The 22,130-nt window shown below is 70.3% G+C and carries 24 protein-coding genes; 14 read left to right on the top strand and 10 right to left on the bottom strand.

Going from position 1 to position 22,130, the window contains the following annotated elements; genetic code table 11:
* Nucleotides 1-9: 9 nt before the first annotated feature.
* Both NOSIN_RS20995 and NOSIN_RS20990 read left to right on the top strand, forming a co-directional pair.
* Nucleotides 10-327, top strand: a complete 318-nt coding sequence (locus NOSIN_RS20995; RefSeq protein ID WP_227014961.1) for a YidH family protein — start codon at nucleotides 10-12, stop codon at nucleotides 325-327.
* 89 nt (nucleotides 328-416) lie between these two features.
* Complete coding sequence (locus tag NOSIN_RS20990; protein WP_218909228.1) at nucleotides 417-758, top strand: DUF202 domain-containing protein; 342 nt, start codon at nucleotides 417-419, stop codon at nucleotides 756-758.
* A gap of 359 nt (nucleotides 759-1,117) precedes the next feature.
* Here NOSIN_RS20990 and NOSIN_RS20985 read toward each other — a convergent pair whose 3' ends face one another.
* The 3 genes from NOSIN_RS20985 to NOSIN_RS20975 form a co-directional block, all read right to left on the bottom strand.
* Nucleotides 1,118-2,101 (bottom strand): NAD-dependent epimerase/dehydratase family protein, encoded by a 984-nt coding sequence (locus tag NOSIN_RS20985; protein ID WP_077692395.1) that lies wholly within the window; start codon nucleotides 2,099-2,101, stop codon nucleotides 1,118-1,120.
* A 132-nt stretch (nucleotides 2,102-2,233) separates the two neighbouring features.
* Entirely contained in the window at nucleotides 2,234-2,947 is a 714-nt protein-coding gene (locus NOSIN_RS20980) for a PIG-L deacetylase family protein (protein ID WP_077692394.1), read from the bottom strand.
* A 99-nt stretch (nucleotides 2,948-3,046) separates the two neighbouring features.
* Nucleotides 3,047-3,748 (bottom strand): WbqC family protein, encoded by a 702-nt coding sequence (locus tag NOSIN_RS20975; protein ID WP_375539668.1) that lies wholly within the window; start codon nucleotides 3,746-3,748, stop codon nucleotides 3,047-3,049.
* Between the two features lie 378 nt (nucleotides 3,749-4,126).
* Here NOSIN_RS20975 and NOSIN_RS20970 point away from each other — a divergent pair, with 378 nt between their 5' ends.
* Nucleotides 4,127-5,644 carry a glycosyltransferase family 2 protein gene (locus tag NOSIN_RS20970; protein ID WP_077692392.1) on the top strand — a complete coding sequence of 506 codons (1,518 nt, stop codon included), beginning with the start codon at nucleotides 4,127-4,129 and terminating at the stop codon, nucleotides 5,642-5,644.
* 221 nt (nucleotides 5,645-5,865) lie between these two features.
* Complete coding sequence (locus NOSIN_RS20965; protein WP_077692391.1) at nucleotides 5,866-6,273, top strand: DUF3817 domain-containing protein; 408 nt, start codon at nucleotides 5,866-5,868, stop codon at nucleotides 6,271-6,273.
* On the opposite strand, the gene NOSIN_RS20960 is transcribed toward NOSIN_RS20965, so the two are convergent.
* The 5 genes from NOSIN_RS20960 to NOSIN_RS20940 form a co-directional block, all read right to left on the bottom strand.
* Complete coding sequence (locus NOSIN_RS20960; protein ID WP_077692390.1) at nucleotides 6,249-7,049, bottom strand: SURF1 family protein; 801 nt, start codon at nucleotides 7,047-7,049, stop codon at nucleotides 6,249-6,251. The genes NOSIN_RS20965 and NOSIN_RS20960 overlap by 25 nt on opposite strands.
* Before the next feature lie 378 nt (nucleotides 7,050-7,427).
* A complete protein-coding gene (locus NOSIN_RS20955; protein ID WP_077692389.1) occupies nucleotides 7,428-7,841 on the bottom strand; it encodes a PIN domain-containing protein in 414 nt (137 codons plus the stop codon).
* Nucleotides 7,838-8,059, bottom strand: coding sequence for a type II toxin-antitoxin system VapB family antitoxin (locus NOSIN_RS20950; protein ID WP_077692388.1), 222 nt, complete (start codon nucleotides 8,057-8,059; stop codon nucleotides 7,838-7,840). Before NOSIN_RS20950 ends, NOSIN_RS20955 begins: the two co-directional genes overlap by 4 nt.
* A gap of 200 nt (nucleotides 8,060-8,259) precedes the next feature.
* Complete coding sequence (locus NOSIN_RS20945; protein ID WP_077692387.1) at nucleotides 8,260-8,676, bottom strand: hypothetical protein; 417 nt, start codon at nucleotides 8,674-8,676, stop codon at nucleotides 8,260-8,262.
* A gap of 95 nt (nucleotides 8,677-8,771) precedes the next feature.
* A complete protein-coding gene (locus NOSIN_RS20940; RefSeq protein ID WP_077693691.1) occupies nucleotides 8,772-9,308 on the bottom strand; it encodes a DinB family protein in 537 nt (178 codons plus the stop codon).
* A 156-nt stretch (nucleotides 9,309-9,464) separates the two neighbouring features.
* Here NOSIN_RS20940 and NOSIN_RS20935 point away from each other — a divergent pair, with 156 nt between their 5' ends.
* Complete coding sequence (locus NOSIN_RS20935; protein ID WP_077692386.1) at nucleotides 9,465-10,232, top strand: alpha/beta fold hydrolase; 768 nt, start codon at nucleotides 9,465-9,467, stop codon at nucleotides 10,230-10,232.
* A 35-nt stretch (nucleotides 10,233-10,267) separates the two neighbouring features.
* Here NOSIN_RS20935 and NOSIN_RS20930 read toward each other — a convergent pair whose 3' ends face one another.
* Nucleotides 10,268-10,675 carry a VOC family protein gene (locus NOSIN_RS20930; RefSeq protein ID WP_077692385.1) on the bottom strand — a complete coding sequence of 136 codons (408 nt, stop codon included), beginning with the start codon at nucleotides 10,673-10,675 and terminating at the stop codon, nucleotides 10,268-10,270.
* Nucleotides 10,676-11,008: 333 nt separating this feature from the next.
* On the opposite strand from NOSIN_RS20930, the gene NOSIN_RS20925 reads away from it, so the two are divergent.
* The 4 genes from NOSIN_RS20925 to NOSIN_RS20910 are packed head-to-tail and all read left to right on the top strand — an operon-like array spanning nucleotide 11,009 to nucleotide 13,645.
* Entirely contained in the window at nucleotides 11,009-11,983 is a 975-nt protein-coding gene (locus tag NOSIN_RS20925) for an ABC transporter ATP-binding protein (protein ID WP_077692384.1), read from the top strand.
* Nucleotides 11,980-12,837: an ABC transporter permease gene (locus NOSIN_RS20920; RefSeq protein WP_077692383.1), complete on the top strand. Its 858-nt coding sequence runs from the start codon at nucleotides 11,980-11,982 to the stop codon at nucleotides 12,835-12,837. Before NOSIN_RS20925 ends, NOSIN_RS20920 begins: the two co-directional genes overlap by 4 nt.
* Nucleotides 12,827-13,108: a helix-turn-helix transcriptional regulator gene (locus tag NOSIN_RS20915; RefSeq protein ID WP_077692382.1), complete on the top strand. Its 282-nt coding sequence runs from the start codon at nucleotides 12,827-12,829 to the stop codon at nucleotides 13,106-13,108. Before NOSIN_RS20920 ends, NOSIN_RS20915 begins: the two co-directional genes overlap by 11 nt.
* A 24-nt stretch (nucleotides 13,109-13,132) precedes the next feature.
* A complete protein-coding gene (locus tag NOSIN_RS20910; RefSeq protein ID WP_077692381.1) occupies nucleotides 13,133-13,645 on the top strand; it encodes a hypothetical protein in 513 nt (170 codons plus the stop codon).
* 46 nt (nucleotides 13,646-13,691) lie between these two features.
* On the opposite strand, the gene NOSIN_RS20905 is transcribed toward NOSIN_RS20910, so the two are convergent.
* On the bottom strand, nucleotides 13,692-14,354 hold the full coding sequence (locus NOSIN_RS20905) for a class II aldolase/adducin family protein (protein WP_077692380.1): 663 nt from the start codon (nucleotides 14,352-14,354) through the stop codon (nucleotides 13,692-13,694).
* 301 nt (nucleotides 14,355-14,655) lie between these two features.
* On the opposite strand from NOSIN_RS20905, the gene NOSIN_RS20900 reads away from it, so the two are divergent.
* The 5 genes from NOSIN_RS20900 (at nucleotide 14,656) to NOSIN_RS20880 (ending at nucleotide 22,067) form a co-directional block, all read left to right on the top strand.
* On the top strand, nucleotides 14,656-16,182 hold the full coding sequence (locus NOSIN_RS20900; protein ID WP_077692379.1) for an aldehyde dehydrogenase family protein: 1,527 nt from the start codon (nucleotides 14,656-14,658) through the stop codon (nucleotides 16,180-16,182).
* Between the two features lie 193 nt (nucleotides 16,183-16,375).
* Nucleotides 16,376-17,944 (top strand): GMC family oxidoreductase, encoded by a 1,569-nt coding sequence (locus tag NOSIN_RS20895; RefSeq protein ID WP_077692378.1) that lies wholly within the window; start codon nucleotides 16,376-16,378, stop codon nucleotides 17,942-17,944.
* Entirely contained in the window at nucleotides 17,944-19,143 is a 1,200-nt protein-coding gene (locus tag NOSIN_RS20890) for a quaternary amine ABC transporter ATP-binding protein (RefSeq protein WP_077692377.1), read from the top strand. Before NOSIN_RS20895 ends, NOSIN_RS20890 begins: the two co-directional genes overlap by 1 nt.
* Before the next feature lies 1 nt (nucleotide 19,144).
* Nucleotides 19,145-21,109 (top strand): ABC transporter permease, encoded by a 1,965-nt coding sequence (locus NOSIN_RS20885; protein WP_077692376.1) that lies wholly within the window; start codon nucleotides 19,145-19,147, stop codon nucleotides 21,107-21,109.
* Nucleotides 21,110-21,158: 49 nt separating this feature from the next.
* Nucleotides 21,159-22,067, top strand: coding sequence for an ABC transporter substrate-binding protein (locus NOSIN_RS20880; protein WP_077693690.1), 909 nt, complete (start codon nucleotides 21,159-21,161; stop codon nucleotides 22,065-22,067).
* Nucleotides 22,068-22,130 lie beyond the last annotated feature (63 nt).

The following is a 22,130-nucleotide window of genomic DNA, read 5'->3' as shown; positions in this document are numbered from 1 at the left end:
GCGAAGCGGTTGGTCGACTACCGTTTCACCCTCGCCAACGAGCGGACCTTCCTCGCATGGATCCGCACCGCGCTGGCCATCCTCGCCGGTGCCGTCGCCGTCCTGCACCTGCTCCCACTCGACTGGGCCCAGGTGCCGCGCACCGCGGTCGGCCTGGTGCTGGCGGGGCTGGCCGGGGTCATCACCGTCTACGCCCCCCTGCGCTGGTACCGCGTGCAGAAGCTCATGAGCCGTGGCGAGGCCCTGAAGATGAGCGTGCTGCCGGTGATCACCACCTTCGCGGTGGGACTGGTGTGCGCCCTGGTGCTGTTGGGCAACCTGCTGTGACTTCTTCCGCCGAGCCCCCCAACGAACCCTTCGCCGAGTCTCCCGACGAACCCCCTGCCGAACCCCCCACCGAACACAACGGCTCCGGCCTGCAACCCGAGCGCACGCTGCTGGCCTGGCAGCGCACGATCGCCCTGTTGGTCGTGGTGGGGCTGCTGTTCCTGCGCGGCTCGCTGGTGCCCGGCGGTGACAACGTTCCGGAGGCGCCCCTCGTGGTGCGCGTGGCGACGATGGCCGTGCTGCTGGTCATCGGGCTGGTGCTGGGGTTGCACCTGTGGTTTCGGTGGCGCGCCTGCGAGCACGGTACGCGTGTTCCGGAGACGGGAAGGCCGCCGCTGTACCTGGCGCGTCCGTGGGCGATGGCGGTCCTGTGCGCGGGTGTCCTCGCCCTGGTCGGTGTTCTGGTGCTGACGGTGCTTCTGGGCCTCTGAGGGAGGATGGGGCGGTTCGGAACGCGTCCGCGTCGATCCGGTCCTCCCCGTGCTCCCGGTGCCTTCCGGTACCGCCGTGTCCCTCGTGCCGCCGTGCTCCCTCGGGAGCCGGGGCGGACTCGTCGCAGGGGGAGTCGCTCCGCCGGACGGGTGGTGCGTCCGGCGGGTCCTATGCCCTTGTCGGGCCCGCGGCCGGGTACCCGGTGCGGCTGCCCTCGGCGGGCGTGGAGCGCACCGTGTCCGGGGTGGGTGGCCGCCCCTTCCGCGGAAGGGGGCGCGACTGCCCCGGTACCCGTCCGTTCACGGGTCGTGTGGACCAGCCGGGGCGGAGAGGGCGCCCGGGCCGGCGGCGGCTCGGCTCACACCGGCTCGGGGACCGGTCCCTCCGTGCGGCGGTGCTCCACGATCGACCGGATGATGTCGTTGAGGTCGCGCTCGGGCCGGTACCCGATCAGCCGCGCGGCCAGCGACGTGTCCGGGTAGCGGCGCTGCATGTCCTCGTAGCCCTCGCCGTAGGCCTCCTCGTAGCCGACGAAGGTGATCGGGCTCCTGGACCCGGTCAGTTCCACGACCCGGTCGGCGAGCCCCTTGATGGAGACCTCCTCGTGTCCGCCGAGGTTGACCGCCTGGTTGTAGGCCTCCGGTGCGTCCATCAGCAGCGGGAGCGCGGGCACCACGTCGAACACCGAACCGAAGCAGCGGCGCTGCGTGCCCGTGCCGTACACGGTGATGGGCTCGTCCGACATCGCCTGGTCGACGAAGCGGGGCACCACCATCCCGTAGCGGCCCGTCTGGCGGGGGCCGACCACGTTGAAGAAGCGGGTGATGACGCACGGCACGCCGGACTCGACGCCGTGCACGTAGGCCACCAGTTCGTCCAGGCTCTTCGCCGCGGCGTAGGACCAGCGGCTCTTGGTGGCCGGGCCGTAGACGCGGTCGTCGCCCTCCTTGAGCCCGTCGGCGTCGTTCTTGCCGTAGACCTCGCTGGTCGAGGCGACCATGTAGGGCACCCGGTGCGCCACGGCCGACTCCACCACGTTCTCAGTCCCGTGCAGGTTGACCCGCAGGGAGCGCAGCGGGTTGTCGACGATGTTGTACACGCCCACGGCCGCGGCCAGGTGAAACACGGTGTCCGCCTCCGAGACCAGGGAGTCGACCAGGTCGCGGTCCAGAACGTCGCCTTCCACGAAACGGAATCCGGGTGAACCCTGTGCCTGCACCAGGTTTCCCAGGGACCCGGTCGACAGGTCGTCCAGGACGGTGACCCGATGGCCCCGGGCGATCAGGTGATCGCACAGGTGCGAGCCGATGAAACCGGCTCCACCAGTGACTACAGCTCTCATGGTTTCCCCTCCACTACGGTGTGCCTCTGTCTTCTTCACTGGGACGGTTCGTATGCGGCCGGCCGGGCCGCATGTGGGACGGGAACGATGCGCCGGGACACACGTGAGGCGCGGGACGCGGTCCCGGAGCGGTCAGGCCAGGCAGCGCAGTACGTGGAAGCCCTCTCCGAGCGCGACCCCGGCCTGCATGCCCCGCAGGACGGCGAGGCTGCGCAGGGTGGCCTCGGAGCGCGTGTGCGGGTGCTGGTGGTGCTGCGACCCGTACAGCTCCATGCCGTGGAGCTTGTCGGCCATCTGAACCTCGTCCAGTTCCACGACGAGGTTGGGCGGGCACAGCGGCTCCGAGCGCCAGTGGTCGGCGGCCTCCTCGTAGGCCAGCACCAGCCGCGGGTGGTGGCGCAGCGCGGCGTTGGACGGGCGCAGGGCGGTGTGCACGGCCTCGGCCGTGGCCTGGTGGTCCTGGTTGTAGCTGGCGCGGTGCGGAGTGAGCACCACGGTGGGACGGATCCGCTCGACCGCCAGCGGGCTCTCGCGCTCGATCAACTGGGTGAGGTCCACCCGGGCGACGGAGTCGAGTCGCAGGTGGTACTGGTCGCCGGGGAAGGCCATGTGCCAGTCGTCCCAGCGGAAGTGGTCGGCGACCTTCTTGATCTCCGCGTAGCGCTCCTCTGCGGTGGAGAAGCCCTTGGGAGACAGGTCGGCGGTGTCCCCGACGGTGAGGAACTGTACGAAGACCTCCGCGCCCGCGGCCTTGGCCTTGCTGATGAGGCCGCCGCAGCCGAGCATCTCGTCGTCGGGATGGGGTGCGTACACCAGTATGCGTTCCTGTGACCAGTCCGTCGTCATGCGGTTTCCGTTCCTTGCCCAGAGGGCGATCGATGGTTGCCAGGACCTTGCGAGCGGGGCCGCGCGCGGTGGCGCGGAAGTGTCGTGGACCCGTCCGGGTCAGTTCTGGGCTCTCGCCCGCCGGAGTACGTCCAGTGCCTCCGGTCCGGTGTTGAGAAGGAGGTCGATCGCCGACAGGCGGGGCACGAAGTCGTCCGGGCCGCGCGCGTGCTGCGGGTACACCGGGTGCCGGAAGTCCTGCCACTGGACGTCGATCCCGTAGCGTCGCAGGACCTCGGGCTCCAGGTAGTCCCTCGCCCCGTCGCCGGAGAGCATGGTGGTGGCCCCCGCCTTGGCGCAGATCTGGGCGAGGAGCTCGCTCTTGTGCCCGGGGAAGTCCCCCATCTCGCTGGCGAGCAGCAGCGGCGTGTCGATGCCGAGTCCCCGCATCAGCATGCGTGTCGTCGCGATGGCCAGGTCGGCGAGGCCGTTCCACTCCTGTTCGTACAAATGGGTGATCTCGTCACGGTAATCCCGCCAGTACGGTGACTTGCGGTAACAGTGTTCCGCGAGTGCCTTGTAGTGTCTGGTCTTCCATTTCTGGCCGTTGTCAACGATCTTGTCCCGTATGCGGTCGTTCCGGCGGCCCTGGACGACCGGGACGGTGAGCAGGACGGGCTCTCCGCTTCCTGCCACATAGTTTCGGTTCTGCCACCCGCGCCGTTCGAACTGAACATTATCCAGCATTACGAAACGGTCGGAACGGTCAATCTTGTCCAAAAGTCCGAGCCATGGCAGGTAGTGCGGTTGATGGAGCGCCACAGTGGCGCCAGCGGTCCTCCCGCCGGTCGCGGCGTCACGGCTCCCCGGCACGGAGTCCCGGGAGCCGCCGGCACGGTCAGGCGACGGGGATGACGGTACGCCGATCACGCCAGGCATTCTCCTTCTCTCCGTAGGTCACTTTGCGCGGATTTTCCCGGGACCTGTACGTTCCGGGGTAAACCTGTGTCGCTCCGCGTTCCCGGCTCACAAATATCTTCTTATGGGTACCACCTAACGCAAGCTCGTGCATACGATTTGCGTGGCCTACATAGGACGTGAAACCGGGTGAACCTCTCGGTGTCGTAAGGCGTCAATCTAACACCGGCTTTGTGGGTTAATGCCGGTCCGAAATCGAGAACTTCGGAAGGTCCTAGCGCTGTGCGTACCGCACGTTTCATCGGTGGCCTGCTGACAGGGCTGGTCGCCCTGGCCCTGGCCGTTGCAATCTTCGTCTACTGGTTCGGCTTCGCGACGGACATGGCCGCGGCCTCGGGCCTGGGCGCCCTCGGCTACGCGTTCCTGTGGCTGTCCTTCGGCGCCAACCTGCTGCTGTGGACCGTCATCGGGCTCATGCGCCTGGGTGAGGACTCGGTGCGCGCCGCGGTCCGGCCGCTGGGGTCCGGGCGCCGCCGTGCCGTCGGGGGGAAGGCGGACGACCGCGTCCTGGTCGGCGCGGGCACCGCCCGGGCCGAGCGGGGCGGGGACGCCGCCGAGGGGGAGTTCGCGCGCGCCCCCGCGGAGCGGCCCGAGGTCACCGGCCCCGCCGGAGCCGCCTCACTGGCCGTCGTCATCCCGGCGCACGACGAGGAACCCGTCATCGGCGGGGCCATCGCCTCGGCGATGGGACTGTTCGACCGCTGGGACATCTACGTGGTCTCGGACTCCTCCGGGGACTCCACCGCCGCGATCGCGGCCGGGACCGGCGTGAACGTCCTCGAACTCCTCACCAACCGCGGCAAGGCCGGGGCCATCGAGGCGGTCCTGGAGGAGTTCGCGCTGACCGACAACTACGACGGCGTCCTCATCCTGGACGCCGACACCGAGCTCGACCCCGGGTACGTCGAGGGAGCCAGACGGCAGTTGGCCGATCCGTCGGTGGCGGCCGTCGCGGGCTTCGTGGTCTCGGAGTGGAAGCCGCGCCAGCGGACCTTCGTGGGCCGGATGATCTCCGCCTACCGGGACCGCCTGTACTTCATGCTCCAGTACCTCATGCGCTTCGGGCAGACCTGGAGCCGCACCAACACGGCCTTCATCGTGCCGGGCTTCGCCAGCGTCTACCGCAGCGAGGCACTGAGGGAGATCGACGTCAACCCCAGGGGGCTGGTGATCGAGGACTTCAACATGACCTTCGAGGTGCACCACAAGCGCCTCGGGCGTGTCTCGATGAACCCCGACACCAAGGCCTACAGCCAGGACCCCTTCACCTTCCGGGACTACTACAGGCAGGTCAGCCGGTGGACGCTGGGGTTCTGGCAGACCGTCCGGCGGCACCGGGTGTGGCCGAGCCTGTTCTGGGTGTGCCTGTCGCTGTACATCCTGGAGGTCGTGCTGGTCTCCGTGGTGCTGCTGGCCACCGCGGTGGTCGGACTGTTCGTCCTCGCCGGGACGGTCGGCGGCGAGCCGTTCCTGAGCCTGCCGTTCTTCGGTGAGACCTTCACCGCGGTGACGGCCTTCCTGCCGCTGCTCGCGATCGCCATCGGCCTGTTCGTCCCGGACTACATGCTCACCTGTCTGATGGCGGCGATCCGGCGGCGGCCGTCCTACCTGCTCTACGGGCTGCTCTTCCTGCCGATCCGGCTGGTGGACGCCTACCTCACGCTGCGGATGATCCCCAGGGCGTGGACCACCGAGTCCGACGGCCGTTGGAGCAGCCCCGACCGCGTCTCGGGCGGGTGATCCCGCCTGGTGGGGGGCACGTCCGACGCGTGGTCCCGGCTGACGGCGACTCCGTTCGGCGGGCGGTCCCACCTGCGCGGATGTGAGATGGTCCGGCCCCGCCCACCCCGGGCGCCCGCGGGGCCGGACAGCGTTTAGGCTGAGTCTCGCCCGCTCACGGACCGCTTCGCGCGAGGACGCCGGGGCGGGACACAGTCGTCGGATGGGGGTGTGGATCAGCCGTGGACAAGAGGCGTGTGTCGTTCGCGTCGTACCGGGTGCTCGCGTACGTGACCGGAATCTTCCTGCTGGGCCTGACCTTCGTGGCCATGCCCGCCAAGTACCTGGTCGGGGAGACCGCCCGGTTCTCCCTGGTGGGCGCGCCCCAGGGCATGGAGCACTGGTTCGGCCCCGAGTCGCCGCTCATGCTGTTCATCGCGATGCCGCACGGCTACATCTACATGGCGTACGTGTTCGTGGTGCTGTGGGTCGCCCTGGACCGCCGCTGGGGCGCCGGGCGCACGCTGGGCGTGGCGCTCGCGGGCACGATCCCCGTGCTCGGGTTCGTGGTCGAGCACCGGATCGTCAGGTCGGAGCAGGCCAGGGACCGCGAGGCCGGCCGGGTTCAGGAGTCCGCGGCCGCGGGCTGATCCTCCCCGCCCCGTGCGGTCCCCCCGTCCTTTGAGGCCCGCTCCCCCCGGGAGCGGGCCTCCTTGACCTCCCGGCGCATCAGGAGGATCCAGAAGGCCACGCCGGAGACGCCGAACATCATCCACTGCACCGTGTAGCTGAGGCTGCGCCAGTTGACCTTGGTCTCGGTGGGCGGCTCGGGCGGCGGCACCGGGGTGAGAGAGTCGGTGGCCGGGTCCTGCGCGGGCAGGATGACGTAGCCCTCGTAGAGGCGGTAGTCCCACTCGTTGACCAGCACGGACGTGGCGATGCGCCCGACCTGGCCCTCCGAGACGTCCACGGGCACGGCTCCCTCGGCCCTCACGGGAGGCAGGAGCCATCCGGTGGCCGTGACCTCGCCCTCGGGGACGGGCGGGATGTCCTGGCCCTCCTCGGCCCAGCCCCGGTTCACGGTGACGGCGGTGCCCTCGCCGGTGACGAGGGGGACGACGACGTCGTATCCGCCCACACCGCCGGAGACCCGGGGCACCAGCAGTTGGGCCTCGGCGTCGTAGTGGCCCGTGGCCCTGACCGCGTTGTTGGCGAAGAAGTCCGGGTGCATGTACTCGCCCGGCTCCAGCAGGTCGGAGAGGGGCACGGCCCCGTCGAGGTCCTCGACCGGGTTGGTGATGACCTCCCGGTCGGGCTCGAAGGCCCGGACGAACTGCCACGAGGTCCCGGCGACGCAGACGGCGGCGAGCAGGACCACCAGCAGGTGGATGCCGAGCCAACGCGGGCTGAGGAGTGGTGATCTCACCGGACCAGGCTATGCGCGCTCTCCGGGCTCCCCGTCATGACCCCTGATTGACGCTGACCACATGGACTTGGTCTCGCACCTGCCAAGGAATGGTGATCACTTTAAGTAGTTTCCTGTGACTCAGGGTTGTTCTTCGGAGGTGGGGTGGGTAGTGTCTCTATCAACGCGGAACGACAGGGTCGATTCCGCGGCAGGCCTTCGAGGCCGCGACTCCAGGGGGGAGGAGCCGCTGGCCGTTTCCCAGCGCGAGGGTCGTTTCCGTACTTTGAGGGGGGATGCGGAGGCGACCCTCGCCACCTCGTAGACGGGGGCGTTTCCACCGGTCGGTGGAGGCGCCCCCGTCGGCGTTGCCGGGGTCCGGGCCCGGCGTCTCGGCCCTCAGGGGACGTCCTGGATCCGGTGCTCGCGTAGATCGGTGAGATGGCGCGCGGCGGTCACGAAGTCGTTGTCGTCGTGCAGGACGACGAGCCCGTGATGGGCGGCCGTCGCGGCGATGAGCAGGTCCACCGAGGACAGGGCCCGGTGCGCGCCCGAGCGCAGGAGCCTGTACTGGGCGGACTCCACCCACTGCCAGGAGCTCTTCGGTACGGGAACGCTCGGGTACAGGGACTCGAACATGTCGTTGAACTGCTCGTACTCATCCAGATTGCGCGCGGAGCGCCGGAACTCGACGCGCTGTACCGCGCATGAGCCCACCGCGCCCTCGGCGATGACCCCTTCCCACGCCCGCCTGTACTTCGGATCCCTCAGTACGCGCCACAGGGCGGACGAGTCCACCAGGTACCGGATCACGTGTACGGCTCCTTCTCGGCCGCACGCCGTTCCTTCCAGCCCTCGTAGTCCCAGTCCTTGGCCAGGTCGGCGAAGTGCTCCAGGGCCGCGATCCGTCGGTGCCTCTCCGTGTACTCCCGAAGAGCCAGGTTCACGGTCTCCTTCTTGGTGCGCGCGCCGGACAGTCGCATGGCCTCCTGCAGGGCCTCGTCATCGATGTCGACCTGGGTCAGGCTCATGCTCCACCTCGAATCATGGTGATGTACAGGATCATCATATCCCTTGTACATCACCATGACTCGGCTGATCGGGAGCGTGAGCGTGGTGCGCCGGCGTGTCAGCCCATGGTCTTCTGGCCGTCCAGCGACTGTGGGCAGGCACAGCGCGCTGTATCGGCGTCACCGCGGATAGCGGCGTTCCCTGAGCCCGGGCCGGGCTCTCACCCCTGGTCGAAGGCGAAGACGCGCACCGGGTCCAGACGCAGTTCGTACGGACCCAGGCAGTCGGCGACCAGGGTCGCGACACGGTTCCCGCAGGAGCAGGCACGGTTGGCGCCCCGGTCACCGCTCGGCCCACAGCAGCCGAGTCCGCTTCGGCCGTCTGGCGGCGACCGGAGCTCCGGGGCGTCCTCCGGGTGTATGACGATGCTGCTCCGCGGGTCGCCGGGGGCCGCGAAAGCCCGTTCCCGGAACATCCGTCCGGGCTCGGCCGCGTAGTGCCCTCGCGGCACGGTGGAGGGTGCGAGGAGCGTCCTCGGATCCCGGTCCTCCTCGGCGGGCGGGTTCGGGACGGCGGGCAGCTCCACTAGGTCCGGAGTGATCCGTACGCCGCACCTGGGACACAGGAAGACGGTCATGCCCGCTATTGTGCGCGTTCGCCGACCCTATGGTGCGCGCGGGTACCGGAGTCCGCGCACACCGCCATGGGGGCTCGGGAAGGTGCGCCGGCGTGTCAGCCCATGGTCTTCTGGCCGTCCAGCGACTCGCGCAGGATGTCGGCGTGTCCGCAGTGCTGCGCGGTCTCGCGGATCATGTGCAGCAGCACGTCGCGCGCGGACCACGAGGTGTTCTCGGGGAACCACGGCGCCTTCGGCAGCTCATGGCCGACCTCCAGGTCGGGCAGTTGCGCGACGAACCGATCGGTCTCCTCGGCGGCCCGCTCGTAGTCCTCCAGGGCGCCGGCCAGGGTCTCGTCCCCGAGCAGCCGGAAGCTCTTCACCTGCTCCTCGAACGCGGACGGGTCCTCGTAGTCCACCTCGGCGTCGTGCATCGCCCCCTCGCGGATGAAGCGGATCCAGTTGCGCTCGACCAGCGTCACGTGCTTGACCAGACCGCCGAGGGTCAGCTCGCTCGCCGTGGTGCGCTTCGCGGCCTGTGCGTCGTCCAGGTCCCTGAGGGTGAAGCGCAGGAAGTCGCGCTGCTCTCCCAGGACCCGCAGGAGGGACGTGCGCTCGGCGTCCAGGACCGTGTTCTCCGTCGTTGCCGCCATGATGGCCACCGCCTTCTTCGTGTCCGACTCGGTAGTGGGACTCTAGGCAGCGAGGCGGTCAGGTTCTGTCCTCCACTCGACGGGAACCATGGAAAGCCTTGAAACTTTGGATAAGGGCTGGCAGATAGCCTGGCGTTCTGGCGACTCGGAGGTTCGATGACCTTGATTCCGCTCCAGCACCGGTTCGACGGACCCAGCCACGCACCCGTCGTGCTGCTCGTGCCGCCCTTCGGCACCAAGATGTCGGTCTGGGAGCCGCAGATGCCCGAACTCACCCGCAACCGGCGGGTCCTGCGGGTCAACCACCGCGGCCACGGCTCCTCCCCGGCACCTCAGGGCCCCTACACCGTCGAGGAACTCGCCCTGGACCTGCTCGGCCTGCTGGAGTCGCAGGGCCTCACCAGGGTCTCCGCCGTCGGTGCGGGATTCGGCGGATCACTGCTGCTGTGGATCGCGGCCAACTCGCCGCGCACGCTGGACCGCGTCGCCCTGCTCGGGGCGGCGTCCCGCACGCCCCGGATGCACGGCTGGGGCCGCGTCGCCTCGCGGGTGCGCGAGGAGGGCCTCGGCTCGGTGACCGCCGACGTGGTGCGGCCCTGGTTCACCCCGGACATGGGCGACGAGCGCCCGGAGGTCGTGGCCAGGTTCACCGAGGACTTCGGCGGACTCGACCCGGACGGCTTCGCCTCGGTGTGCGACGCGCTCGCCGGAATGGACCAGCGCCACCTGGTCTCCGCGGTGCGGGTGCCGACCCTGGTGGCGTCGGCCGCCCACGACCCGCTGCTGCCGCCCGGGTACGGACGCAGGCTGGCGGACGGGATCGACGGCTCCCGGTTCGAGGTCGTCTCGGGCGCCGCACATCTTCTCGGTGTGGAGAGGGCTGACAGGGTGAACGAGCTCCTGGTGGAGCACGTGGCCCGGTGACGGGGCGGTGGGGCCGGGGAACCTGAGGCCGGGGGTCAGACCGCGGCCACGGGGAGCAGGGGACAGTTGATCTCCAGCAGGTAGCCGTCGGGGTCGCGGAAGTGGGCCGCGCGGATGCCCCAGGCCGTCCAGTCCCGCGGCTCCATCACCTGGCGGGCGCCGTCCGCGACCAGCTTGGCGGCCGTGGTGTCCACGTCGTCCACCTCGAAGATCACCGCGAGCCGGTCCTGGTGGGGGAGCTTGGGGTCGGCCGCGTCGGTCTCCAGGGCCTCGGCCATCACCTCGCGCTGGTTGATGGCCAGCCGTGTTCCCGAGTCCACGTCGAACTCGGCGTAGCGGCTGTTCTCGTCGCCCCGGAGCAGGGGGAGCTTGAGGATCTCCGAGTAGAAGTGGAAACAGGCCTCGTAGTCGTTGACGAGCAGCCTGATGTTGGTGCAGCGCATGCGGCCTCCTGCCGGTCGGTGTCGCCGTCAGCACCATTGTCCCGCCTCGGGACCCGCGGACGGCTAGGGTCTGCTCCCTTGATCTGTCCTCTGTCCGCGGTGCCGTGTCCGAAACCCGCGCCTTCGGCACGGGGAACCGGGGCGGATCCCCACCGTGTGGCCGGAACCGGCCCTCCTCCCTCTTGCGAGTCCTGTTCTGTGCCTTTTCTGGCATTTCGTCGTTCTACGGCATGTCGTAGCGTGTCTTCGCTCTTATGTATCCTCTGTTCTCCAGGATGTAGTACATGTACTATCAATGGCAGTAGGACCGAGACGACATGGAGGGCTGATGTGATGGATTCAGTGGTCCGAGCGACGTCCAGGGCGAGCGCCCAGGCGTCGGGGACACCGGAGGAGACCGTGATCCAGGTCCGCGACCTGCGGATGAACTACGGCACCGCCGAGGTGCTGAGGGGAGTGGACCTCACCGCCCGGCGCGGTGAGGTGGTCGCCCTCCTCGGCCCCAACGGGGCGGGCAAGACCACCACCGTCGAGATCCTGGAGGGGTTCCGCAGGCGCTCCGCGGGCGGGGTGGAGGTGCTGGGGAGCGACCCCGAGCGCGGCGGTGAGGCGTGGCGCTCCCGGATCGGCGTGGTCCTGCAGTCCTGGCGCGACCACGGCGCCTGGAGGGTCCGGGAGCTGGTCCACCACTTCGGCCGCTTCCACGCGCCCTTCTCCGAGCCCGGGCGCACACGCCCCCACGACACCGACGGACTCCTGGAGACCGTCGGCCTCACCGAGCACGCGCACAAGAGGGTCCGCGAGCTCTCCGGGGGCCAGCGCCGCCGCGTGGACGTGGCCCTGGGCGTGGTCGGCCGCCCCGAGCTGCTCTTCCTCGACGAGCCCACGGCCGGGTTCGACCCGGTGGCCCGCCACGACTTCCACGAACTGGTGCACCGGCTCGCCGACGAGGACGACACCACCGTCCTGCTGACCACCCACGACCTGGACGAGGCCGAGAAGCTGGCCGACCGCATCCTCATCCTCGCGGGCGGGGTGATCGTGGCCGACGGCACCGCCGACCACCTCGCCTCCCTGCTGGTCCAGGAGAGCGAGGTCGTCTGGACCGCCGAGGGGCGGCGGCACGTCCACAGCACCGACAACCCCGCCCGCCACGTCGCCGAGCTGTACGCGGAGCACGGCGACGGCGTCACCGACCTGAAGGTCACCCGGCCCTCGCTGGAGGACGTGTACATGGCCATGGTCCAGCGCTACGAGTCCGGGGACGCCGAGAACGCCGCCGCCGAGTTCACGAGGGAGATCCGATGAACGCCAGGGCCAACGCCGTCAGAGCCGGGTTCTCCCGGGGATGGACCGAGTTCCGGGGGTCCTTCACCAACTTCCAGGAGCTCGCCGGCGGCTACCTGATGATGCCGGCCATCTTCGTCGTCCTCGCCGTCTTCCTCGGCCGGGAGCCGGTGGAGGGGGCCGATGTCTCCACGGGCACGGTGATGATGGCCGCCGGAGTCACCATGCAGCTGGTCATGCTGGGCGTGGTCACGGTCGCCCAGGTGCTCGGCACCGAGCGCGAGGACGGGACGCTGCTGCGGGCCAGGGCCACGCCGCACGGCATGCTCGGCTACGGGGTCGGCAAGGTCTGGCACATCCTGACCATGTCGACGGTGGCCCTGCTGCTGATGGTGGTGCCGGGGCTGCTGCTGGTCGACGGGTTCTCCCTGCGGGGCGTGGGAGGGACGCTCACCCTGCTGTGGGTGTTCGTGCTCGCGATGCTGGCCCTGGCCCCCGTCGGCGCGATCCTCGGCGCGACCCTGACCAACCCGCGCACCGGCGTGGGTCTGATCATGGTGCCCGTGCTGGGCCTGGTGATGACCTCGGGCGTCATGATGCCCGTCACGGTCATGGCCGACTGGATCCAGACCGCCGTCCGGTTCTTCCCCGTCTACTGGATCGGCCTGGGCGTGCGCGCGGCGCTGATGCCCGCCGACTACGCCGCCCTCGAACTGACCGGGACCTGGCAGCTGCCGCAGGTGGCCGGGGTTCTGGCACTGTGGGCTCTCGTCGGGTTCGCCGTCGCCCAGTGGGTGCTGCGGCGGATGGCCCGGCGCGAGTCGGGTTCGAGGGTCCAGGCGGCCCGGGAGAAGGCGATGAAGCGTGGCTACTGAGAACGGCAGGAGCGCGGCCGGGCGCCGCCCGAGGGCGGCGGCCGGAAGCGGCGAGACCATCTACAACCGGATCGCGATGCTGCGGGCCGAGCGGAACGTGTCCCGGCGCCAGTTGGCCGAGGCCCTGGGCGTGCACTACCAGACGGTCGGCTACCTGGAGCGGGGCGAGTACAGCCCCAGCCTCCACCTGGCGCTGCGTATCGCGCGCTACTTCGAGGTGCCGGTGGAGGTCGTCTTCTCCACCGAGCCCTTCCCCCGCATCGGCCAGTGACCCGACCCAGAAGAGGAAGTCCCCATGTCCTTCTCCAACGACGCCCCGACATCCCGCATCGCCCGGCTCCGGGCCTCCCGTGGCAGGCGGCGCGTCTACGCGGTCCTGGTCGTGCTGGCCATGCTGGCCGCCACGGTGCTCCTGGGCGTCATCAACTTCCGCTCCGGCACGACGCTGGCGCTGGCCGTCCTGCTGCCGGCCTTCCTCGTACTGGTGGTCGTGGGGATGGTGATCAGCACGCAACTGGGCCGGGCCACGGGGGCGAACCACCGCTACCGGAACCTGGACGAGCGCCAGCGCTTCGAGCTGGACCGGGCCACGCGGATCGGCCACCACGTGACGGCGGGCCTCATGCTGGCGGTGTTCCTCGTACTCGCCGTCCTGGAGGGCCCCTCGCCCGAGTCCGTGTCCTTCCCCGAGGAGCTGTTCATGCCCGTGCTGTGGGTGATCCTCATGGCGCACACCTCGGTCCCCGCCCTCTACCTGGCCTGGACCCAGCCGGACGAGGTTTCCGACGACGAGGACGAGCAGGTGTGAGGGGACGGAATCCGCAGCTCGTGGCCCTCTCCGCCTGCGTCGGGCCTCAGAGGATGTCCGGGCCCGCCCAGCCGTAGGTGTCGCGCTCGCGGATCCGGGCCAGCTCGTCCTCGGACAGCACGCGGGGCTCGCCGATCTGGCGGGCCCGCAGGTACGCGGCGCTGAGCCAGTCCAGCAGCCGCAGGTTCTCCAGCGCGTGGCCCAGGCTCCGGCCCAGGGCGAGGCCGCCGTGGTCGGCGAGCAGCGCGGCGTCGCGCCCCTTGAGCGCCTTGGCCGCGTGGTCGGCGATCTCCCCCGTGCCGTAGGTGGTGTACGGGGTGACGGTGACCGCCCCGCCCAGGGCGGCGGCGCGGTGGTGGATCGGGGGCAGCTCGGCCAGGACCGAGGACACCGCGACCGTGTCGGCGGTGAAGGCGTTCACCACGGCGGTGACGTCGCGATCGTGCTCGAAGGCCAGGCGGTGCACGGCGAGGTGCAGGGTGGCCTCGGCCGCGGGGTCGCGCCGCCCCTCGAGCACCCGGTCGTCGAGCGACATCACCGGGCAGTCGGCGGGCTGGAGTTGGTCGAGGGCGGCGCCGTGCGGCGTGACGACCACCAGGTCGCCGTTGCGGACGCTGACGGTTCCCGACTCGCCCGGGGCGGCACCGGCGCCCGCGGCGAGGGCGCGGGCGGTCAGACAGACGTCCCGACGTTCTTGTTCGAGCAGCATGCTTCCTCAGAGGGGAGCGCGGAGGTTGCGGACGAACCTACTTAGGTATGCCTCAACTACTTAGGCATACCTCAATGTACGTCAAATTCTCTTCCTCGTCTTCCCCAGACGGGGATGTCCTGGGCCGGTCCGAGCGCTACCCGGAGTAGTCATGTCCCAGGTGTGACGCGGGGAGCGCCACGGAGAGCCCTGTCGCGGCCGAGCGTTTCCCCAGACCAGGGCGTGGCATGGGGAAACTGTGACTTACGCGTCTTATGAGACGAGGCTGTTTGTGACTACCAATCTTGGGCAAACCGGCTCCGTGAACGAGCCCAACACAACTCTGCCGACCGTGCCGTACCTGTCGGAACCGGGATCGGCCACCGCCACCAGCCTGTACATCGACGGGGAGTGGAAGGCCGCCCGCAACGGCCGTGTCCGGGAGATCCTGGACCCCGCGGACGCCTCCGTCCTGACCATCGTCAGCGAGGGCGGCCGCGCCGACACCGAGGACGCCATCGCCGCGGCCCGGCGCGCCTTCGACGACGGGGAGTGGCGCGGCGTCTCCGACGACGAGCGCGGCAAGCTCGTCGGACGCGTCGCCGACCTCCTCCAGCGCGACCGCGAGGAGATCGCGGTCATGGAGTCCCTCGACACCGGCAAGACCATCGAGGAGGGCGGGATCGACGTCGACGACGTCACCAACGTCTTCCGCTACTACGCGGGCCTGGCCGGAAAGGACGCGGGACGCCTCGTGTCCGCCCCCGAGGGCGTGCACAGCAAGGTGGTCTACGAGCCCGTCGGTGTCTGCGGCATGATCACGCCCTGGAACTACCCGCTGCTCCAGCTCGCCTGGAAGATGGCCCCGGCCCTGGCGGCGGGCAACACCATGGTGGTCAAGCCCAGCGAGATCACCCCCGTCACCACCGCCAAGCTCGTCGAGCTCACCGCCGAGGCGGGCATCCCGCCGGGCGTGGTCAACCTGGTCCTGGGCAGCGGCCCCGACGCGGGCGCCCCGCTGTCCGAGCACCCCGACGTGGACCTGGTCTCCTTCACCGGCGGACTGGCCACCGGCAGGCGGATCATGTCGGCGGCCTCCGAGACGGTCAAGAAGACCGCCCTGGAGCTCGGCGGCAAGAACCCCAACATCATCTTCCCGGACGTGGACCTGGACACCGCGGTGGACTACGCGCTCATCGCCGCGTTCTTCCACTCCGGCCAGGTGTGCTCGGCCGGTGCGCGGCTCATCGTGCACAACGACATCCACGACGCCTTCACCACCGAGCTCGCCCGCCGCGCCGAGGCCATCCGCATCGGCCGCGGCCAGGAGGAGGGCGTGCGCTGCGGTCCGCTGGTCTCGGCCGAGCACCGCGCCAAGGTGGAGGCCGCCGTCGCGCGCGGTGTCGAGGAGGGCGCCCGGATCATCGCCGGGGGCAAGCGGCCCGACGACCCGGCCCTGTCCCAGGGCTACTTCTACCGGCCCACCGTGTTCGTCGACTGCGAGCACTCCATGGACATCGTCCAGACCGAGGTCTTCGGCCCGGTCGTGACCGTGGAGCGGTTCGAGACCGAGGCCCAGGCGATCCGGCTGGGCAACGACACCGACTACGGGCTCTCCGGCGGCGTGTGGACGGGCGACACCGCCCGGGGCGAGCGGGTCGCGGCCGCCCTGCGGCACGGAACCGTCTGGATCAACGACTTCGGCCCCTACATCCCCGGCGCCGAGTGGGGCGGCTACGGCCGGAGCGGCATCGGCCGCGAGCTGGGGTTGCAGGGCCTGGACGAGTACCGCGAGGCCAAGCACGTCTACCGCAACCTGGCGCCCGAGCCGCAGCGCTGGTTCGACTGACACAAGACCCGTCCCGGGCCGCCCCAGGCGGCTCGGGGTACCGAACGCCCGGTGGCGCGGACCCGTGTCCTCCGCCACCGGGCGTCCCGTGGCGACGTCCACGGCCCACACGAGAAGAGAAGCGGACACAGGTCGGTTTCCCCCCGGCATCCCCCTGGATCCCCTGGGCACAGACAACGAGAGGAATCGGACCGTGGCTCCAACCGAGAGCACCTACGACTACGTGATCGTCGGCGGCGGTACCGCCGGCTCGGTGATCGCCAACCGGCTCACCGAGGACCCCGGCACCACCGTGTGCCTGATCGAGGGCGGCCCCGACGACCGCGACCTGGAGCACGTGCTGCGCCTGCGCGACTGGCTGAGCGTCCTGGACAGCGAGCTCGACTACGGCTACACCACCGTCGAGCAGCCGCGCGGCAACTCCAACATCCTGCACTCCCGGGCCCGCGTGCTCGGCGGATGCTCCTCGCACAACACGCTGATCAGCTTCCGGCCCTTCGCCGAGGACCTGGACGACTGGGTCGCGGCGGGCGCCGAGGGCTGGGACAACGCCACCGTGCAGTCCTACGCCGACCGGATCAAGTGCAACATCGTTCCGATCGTGGAGAAGGACCGCAACGCGATGGTCAAGGACTGGGTGTCCTCGGCCGCGGAGGCGGCGGGCGTCCCGGTGGTGGAGGACTTCAACGCCCTGACCTCCCACGGCGGCGGCTTCTCGGGCGGAGCGGGCTTCCTGTCCATCGCCTACGACCCCTACACCGGCTACCGCTCCTCGGCCTCGGTGGCCTACCTGCACCCGATCATGGACGTGCGCGACAACCTCACCGTCATGCTGGAGACCTGGGTCGACCGGGTGGTCCTCGACGGAGACCGCGCCACCGGCGTCAGCGCCACGGCCAAGGACGGCACACGCGTCACGGTCAGCGCGCGCCGCGAGGTGATCCTGTCCGCCGGCGCCGTGGACTCCCCCCGGCTGCTCATGCTCTCGGGGATCGGCGACGCCGGGGAGCTGCGGGAGGTGGGCATCGAGCCCCGCCACGACCTGCCCGGCGTGGGCGAGAACCTGCTCGACCACCCCGAGTCGATCATCATGTGGGAGACCAGCGAGCCGGTCCCGGAGAACACGGTGATGGACTCCGACGCGGCCCTGTTCGTGCGGCGCGACCACAGCGATCCGCGCCCGGACCTGATGTTCCACATCTACCAGATCCCCTTCGACGACAACACGAAGCGGCTGGGCTACGACTCCCCGCCCGACGGATACGCGGTGTGCATGACGCCGAACATCCCCCGTTCCCGCTCGGTCGGCAAGCTCTACCTCACCAGCGCGGACCCGCAGGCCAAGCCCGCACTGGACTTCCGGTACTTCACCGACCCCGGCGGCCACGACGAGAGGACGATCGTGGACGGGCTGAAGATCGCCCGGGAGGTCGCCGCCACCGAGCCGTTCAGGTCCTGGATCAAGCGCGAGGTCGCCCCCGGCCCCGGCGTCCAGAGCGACGAGGAACTGTCGGAGTACGGCCGCCGCGCCGCCCACACCGTCTACCACCCGGCCGGCACCTGCAAGATGGGCGCCGCCGATGACGACACCGCCGTCGTCGACCCCCGGCTGCGCGTGCGCGGCCTGCGCGGTCTGCGCGTCGCCGACGCGTCGGTGTTCCCGACCCTTCCCACCCCCAACCCCATGGTCACGGTCCTGGCCCTCGGCGAACGCGCCGCGGACCTCGTCCGACAGGACGCCCTGGCCCCGGAGGACGCTTGATGAGTACACCGGTAGCCCCGGTAACCGAAACAGCCGCCGCGCGCGGTGACGCCGACGAGGTCACCTTCTCGGTCCGCAACCTGTGGAAGGTCTTCGGCGGAAACGCCGACAAGGTCGTCGGCACCGAACTGGAGAAGGCCGACCGGGACCGCGTCAAGGAGGAGACGGGGTGCACCGTCGCGGTGCGCGACGTGTCCTTCGACGTGCGCCCGGGCGAGGTCTTCGTGGTCATGGGCCTGTCCGGCTCCGGCAAGTCCACGCTGATCCGGTGCCTGACCCGGCTGATCGAGCCGACCGCCGGGCAGGTGCTGCTCGACGGCGAGGACATCGGCACGGCCACCCCCCAGCGGCTGCGCGAACTGCGCCGCCACAAGATGGCCATGGTCTTCCAGCACTTCGGCCTGCTGCCCAACCGCAGGATCATCGACAACGTGGCCTACGGGCTGGAGGTGCGCGGGACACCGCGCGCCGAACGCTACGAGCGGGCCCGCGAGATGATCGGGATGGTGGGCCTCGGCGGGTACGAGAACGCCCGTCCCGGCGAGTTGTCCGGCGGCATGCAGCAGCGGGTCGGCCTGGCCCGCGCGCTCGCCGTGGACCCGGAGGTGCTGCTGTTCGACGAGCCGTTCAGCGCCCTGGACCCCCTGATCCGCCGCGACATGCAGAACGAGGTCAGCCGCCTGCAGCGCGAGCTGAGGAAGACGTCGGTGTTCATCACCCACGACCTGCAGGAGGCCCTCAGGCTGGGCGACCGCATCGCGATCATGCGCGACGGGGAGATCGTGCAGGTGGGCACCCCGGAGGAGGTGGTGGGCCGACCGGCCAACGCCTACGTCGCCGACTTCACCTCCGACGTGGCCCGCACCACCGTGCTCACCGCCCGGTGGCTGGTGCGCGAGCCGTACCCGGACGAGCGCACGGACGGCCCGGTCACCGCGCCCGGCACCGTGCTGGCTGAGGTGCTGCCGATGCTCGCGGCGAGCACCGCGCCGGTGCGGGTCGTGGAGGGCGACACCCTCCTGGGCTACGTGGGCCGCGACGACGTGCTGCGCGCCATCGCCGAGGACCAGTTGGACGGCGCCGCCGCGGTCGCCGCCATCGAGGAGGCGTCGGACGACCCGTCCGAGGAGAGGGCGGTCCACTCCTCCGGGGACACCGTCGGCACCCGCGGTCCGGCCCCGGCCGGGAGTGGTGCGTGACATGACCACGATGACCCGACCCGTCACCGCCCCCTCGGGCACCGGTGGACGGGGCGACGAACGTGGCTCGGGAAACCCCCTGCGCCACACCTGGGTGCAGGCACTGCTCGTGGTCGCGCTGCTCGTGGCCGGCTACTGGGTGAGCCGCCTCCTGGGCCACCCGTCCTGGGCGGGCGGTTTCCCGACCCTCGCCGGCGACCGGTTCATGGCCTGGCTCGACACCGTCTACGCGTGGATCGTCGCCAACCGCAACGACAGTCCCCTGTTCCTGTACTTCTTCAACTACGTCTCCGTGGGACTGGGATCGGCCGTCGTGCTGGTCGACCGGTTCCTCGACCTCCTCACCTGGCCCGGCGTGACCCTCCTCGGCGTGTTCGCCGCCTGGCGGGTCGCCGGCTGGCGCGTGGCGCTCCTGGTGCTCGCCACCTTCGCCGTGTTCGCGCTGAGCGGGCTGTGGAACGCGTCGATGACGACGCTGGCGCTGATCATCACGTCGGTCCTCATCGCCCTGCTGACCGGCATTCCCCTGGGCATCCTCGCCGGACGCAGCGAGGGGTTCCACCGGGCCGTCCGCCCGGTGCTGGACTTCATGCAGATCATGCCCGCGTTCGCCTACCTGCTGCCGTTCGTGCTGCTGTTCGGCATCGGCAACCCGGCGGCGGCCGTGGTGACGGCCGTGTACGCCGTCCCGCCCGCCGTGCGGATCACCGCCCTGGCCGTCCGCGGGGTGCCCTCGGGGGCGGTCGAGGCGGCGGTGTCGACGGGATCCACGCCGTGGCAGGTCCTCACCAAGGTGCAGTTGCCGATGGCCAGGCGCACCATCCTGCTGGGCGTCAACCAGACGATCATGCTCGCGGTGTCCATGGTCGTGATCGCGTCGGTCATCGGCGCGGGCGGCCTGGGCGACGCGATCTACCAGGCGCTCTCCAAGGTCAACGTCGGCCAGGCGTTCCAGGCGGGCCTGGCGATCGTCATGCTCGCCGTCGCGATGGACCGGGTGACCGGCGCGGTGGGCCACGGGACGCGCACACCGGACATCCCCGGGCGCTACCGCCTCCCGGTCCTGGCCGGCGGGTTCGCCCTGGTGGCCGCGGTGGTCGCGGCGGCGCGCCTGACGGGCGTGCGCGGCTGGCCGCGTGAGGTCTCGGTCGACCTCAGCGACCCGGTGAACGCCGTGTACGGCGCGATCCAGGAGACGATCGGCTCCACCACGGAGGCGGTGGCCACGTGGCTGCTGGGGGCCGTGCTCACCCCGCTCGCCGACCTGCTGACGCACTCCCCGTGGTGGCTGGTGGTGCTCGCCGCCGCGGCCCTGGGATGGATCTTCGCCGGGGCGCGCGCGGCCGCCGTGTCCGGTGCGGCACTGGTCGCCGTGGGCCTTCTGGGCGTGTGGAACAACGCCATGGACACGCTGTCGCAGGTGCTCGTGGCCTCCCTGGTCACCATCGTGCTGGGCGTGCTGGTCGGCGTGGCGATGTCGCGGAGCGACCTGCTCGCGGCGGTCCTCAAGCCGGTCCTGGACGCCATGCAGACCCTGCCGCCGTTCGTGTACCTGATCCCGGCGGTGGCGCTGTTCACCATCGGCCGGGTTCCCGCCCTGGTGGCGGCGGTGGTCTTCGCCCTGCCGCCGGTGATCCGGCTGGTCGACGACGGGATCCGGGGCGTGCCCGAGCCGGCCCTGGAGGCGGCGCGGTCGCAGGGCTCCACCGGTTGGCAGCTGCTCACCAAGGTGGAGCTGCCGATGGCGCGCGGCTCACTCCTGCTGGCCGTCAACCAGGGGATCATCCTGGTGCTGTCCATGGTGGTCATCGGGGCCCTGGTCGGCGCCGGGGCACTGGGCAACGACGTCGTGGTCGGCCTGGCGCAGAGCCAGCTCGGCCTGGGACTGGCCTCGGGCCTGGCGATCGTGTGCCTGGGCCTGTTCCTGGACCGTGTGACGCAGGGAAGGAGGGCACAGCGTGCCTGAGTGGAGAGGTTCCCTGTTCAGGGTGCTGGCCGTGGGTCTGGCCGTGGCCATGGTGAGTTCGTGCGCGGTGCGCACCGACCAGGTCGTGCGCGACCCGGACACGGTGCGGATGGCCCTCAACGGCTGGGTGGGCTACGAGGCCAGCGCCGAGGTGCTGGCGTACGTCCTCCGTGAGGAGATGGGCTACGAGGTCCAGTTGCTCCGCACCGCCGAACAGGCGTCGTGGCAGGCGCTGGACCAGGGCGCGCTCGACGTGATCGTGGAGAACTGGGGTCACGAGGACCTCATGGAGACCTACGGTCCCGAGGGCAACGGCACCGTGGTCGACGGCGGACCGACCGGCAACGAGGGCGTGATCGGCTGGTACGTGCCCGCCTACGTGGCCGAGGAGTACCCGGAGATCACGACCCTGGAGGGCCTGCGCGAGCACACGGACATCTTCCGTACCGCCGAGACCGGCGACAAGGGGGAGTTCCTGGGCGGCGCGCCCGGGTTCGTCACCCAGGACCAGGGGATGATCAACGCGTTCGACCTGGACCTGGAGATCGTCTACGCCGGTTCGGAGGTCTCGCAGATCACCGAGGTCCGGCGGCGGTACGCCGACGAGGAGCCGGTGCTCTTCTACTTCTACGACCCGCAGTGGCTCCAGGAGGAGCTGGACCTGGTCAAGATCGACCTCCCTGCCCACGAGCCGGGGTGCGCCGACGATCCGGACCACGTGCCCTGCGACTACCCGGTCTACGACCTGAACAAGATCTTCAGGGCCGGGTTCGTGGAGGAGGACGGCCCCGCGTACCGGTTCCTGGACAACTGGACGTGGACCAACGAGGACCAGAACCAGGTGGCCAGGATGATCGCCGACGAGGGGCTCGACCCGAGCGAGGCCGCCGAGCGCTGGGTGGAGAACAACCCGGACGTGTGGCGGGACTGGCTCCCCGAGGGCGCCGCGAAGCGCTGACGTCCGCGGCGGCCGTCCGTGTCCGCCCGTCCGTGTCCGCCGGGCCGGGAGGTGTGTCCTCCC

It is taken from the genome of Nocardiopsis sinuspersici, assembly GCF_001998325.1.
In the GTDB taxonomy this organism is placed as follows: Bacteria; Actinomycetota; Actinomycetes; order Streptosporangiales; family Streptosporangiaceae; genus Nocardiopsis; species Nocardiopsis sinuspersici.
Note: the sequence above shows the minus strand (reverse complement) of the source record. Positions and strands in the feature narration are given on the sequence as shown.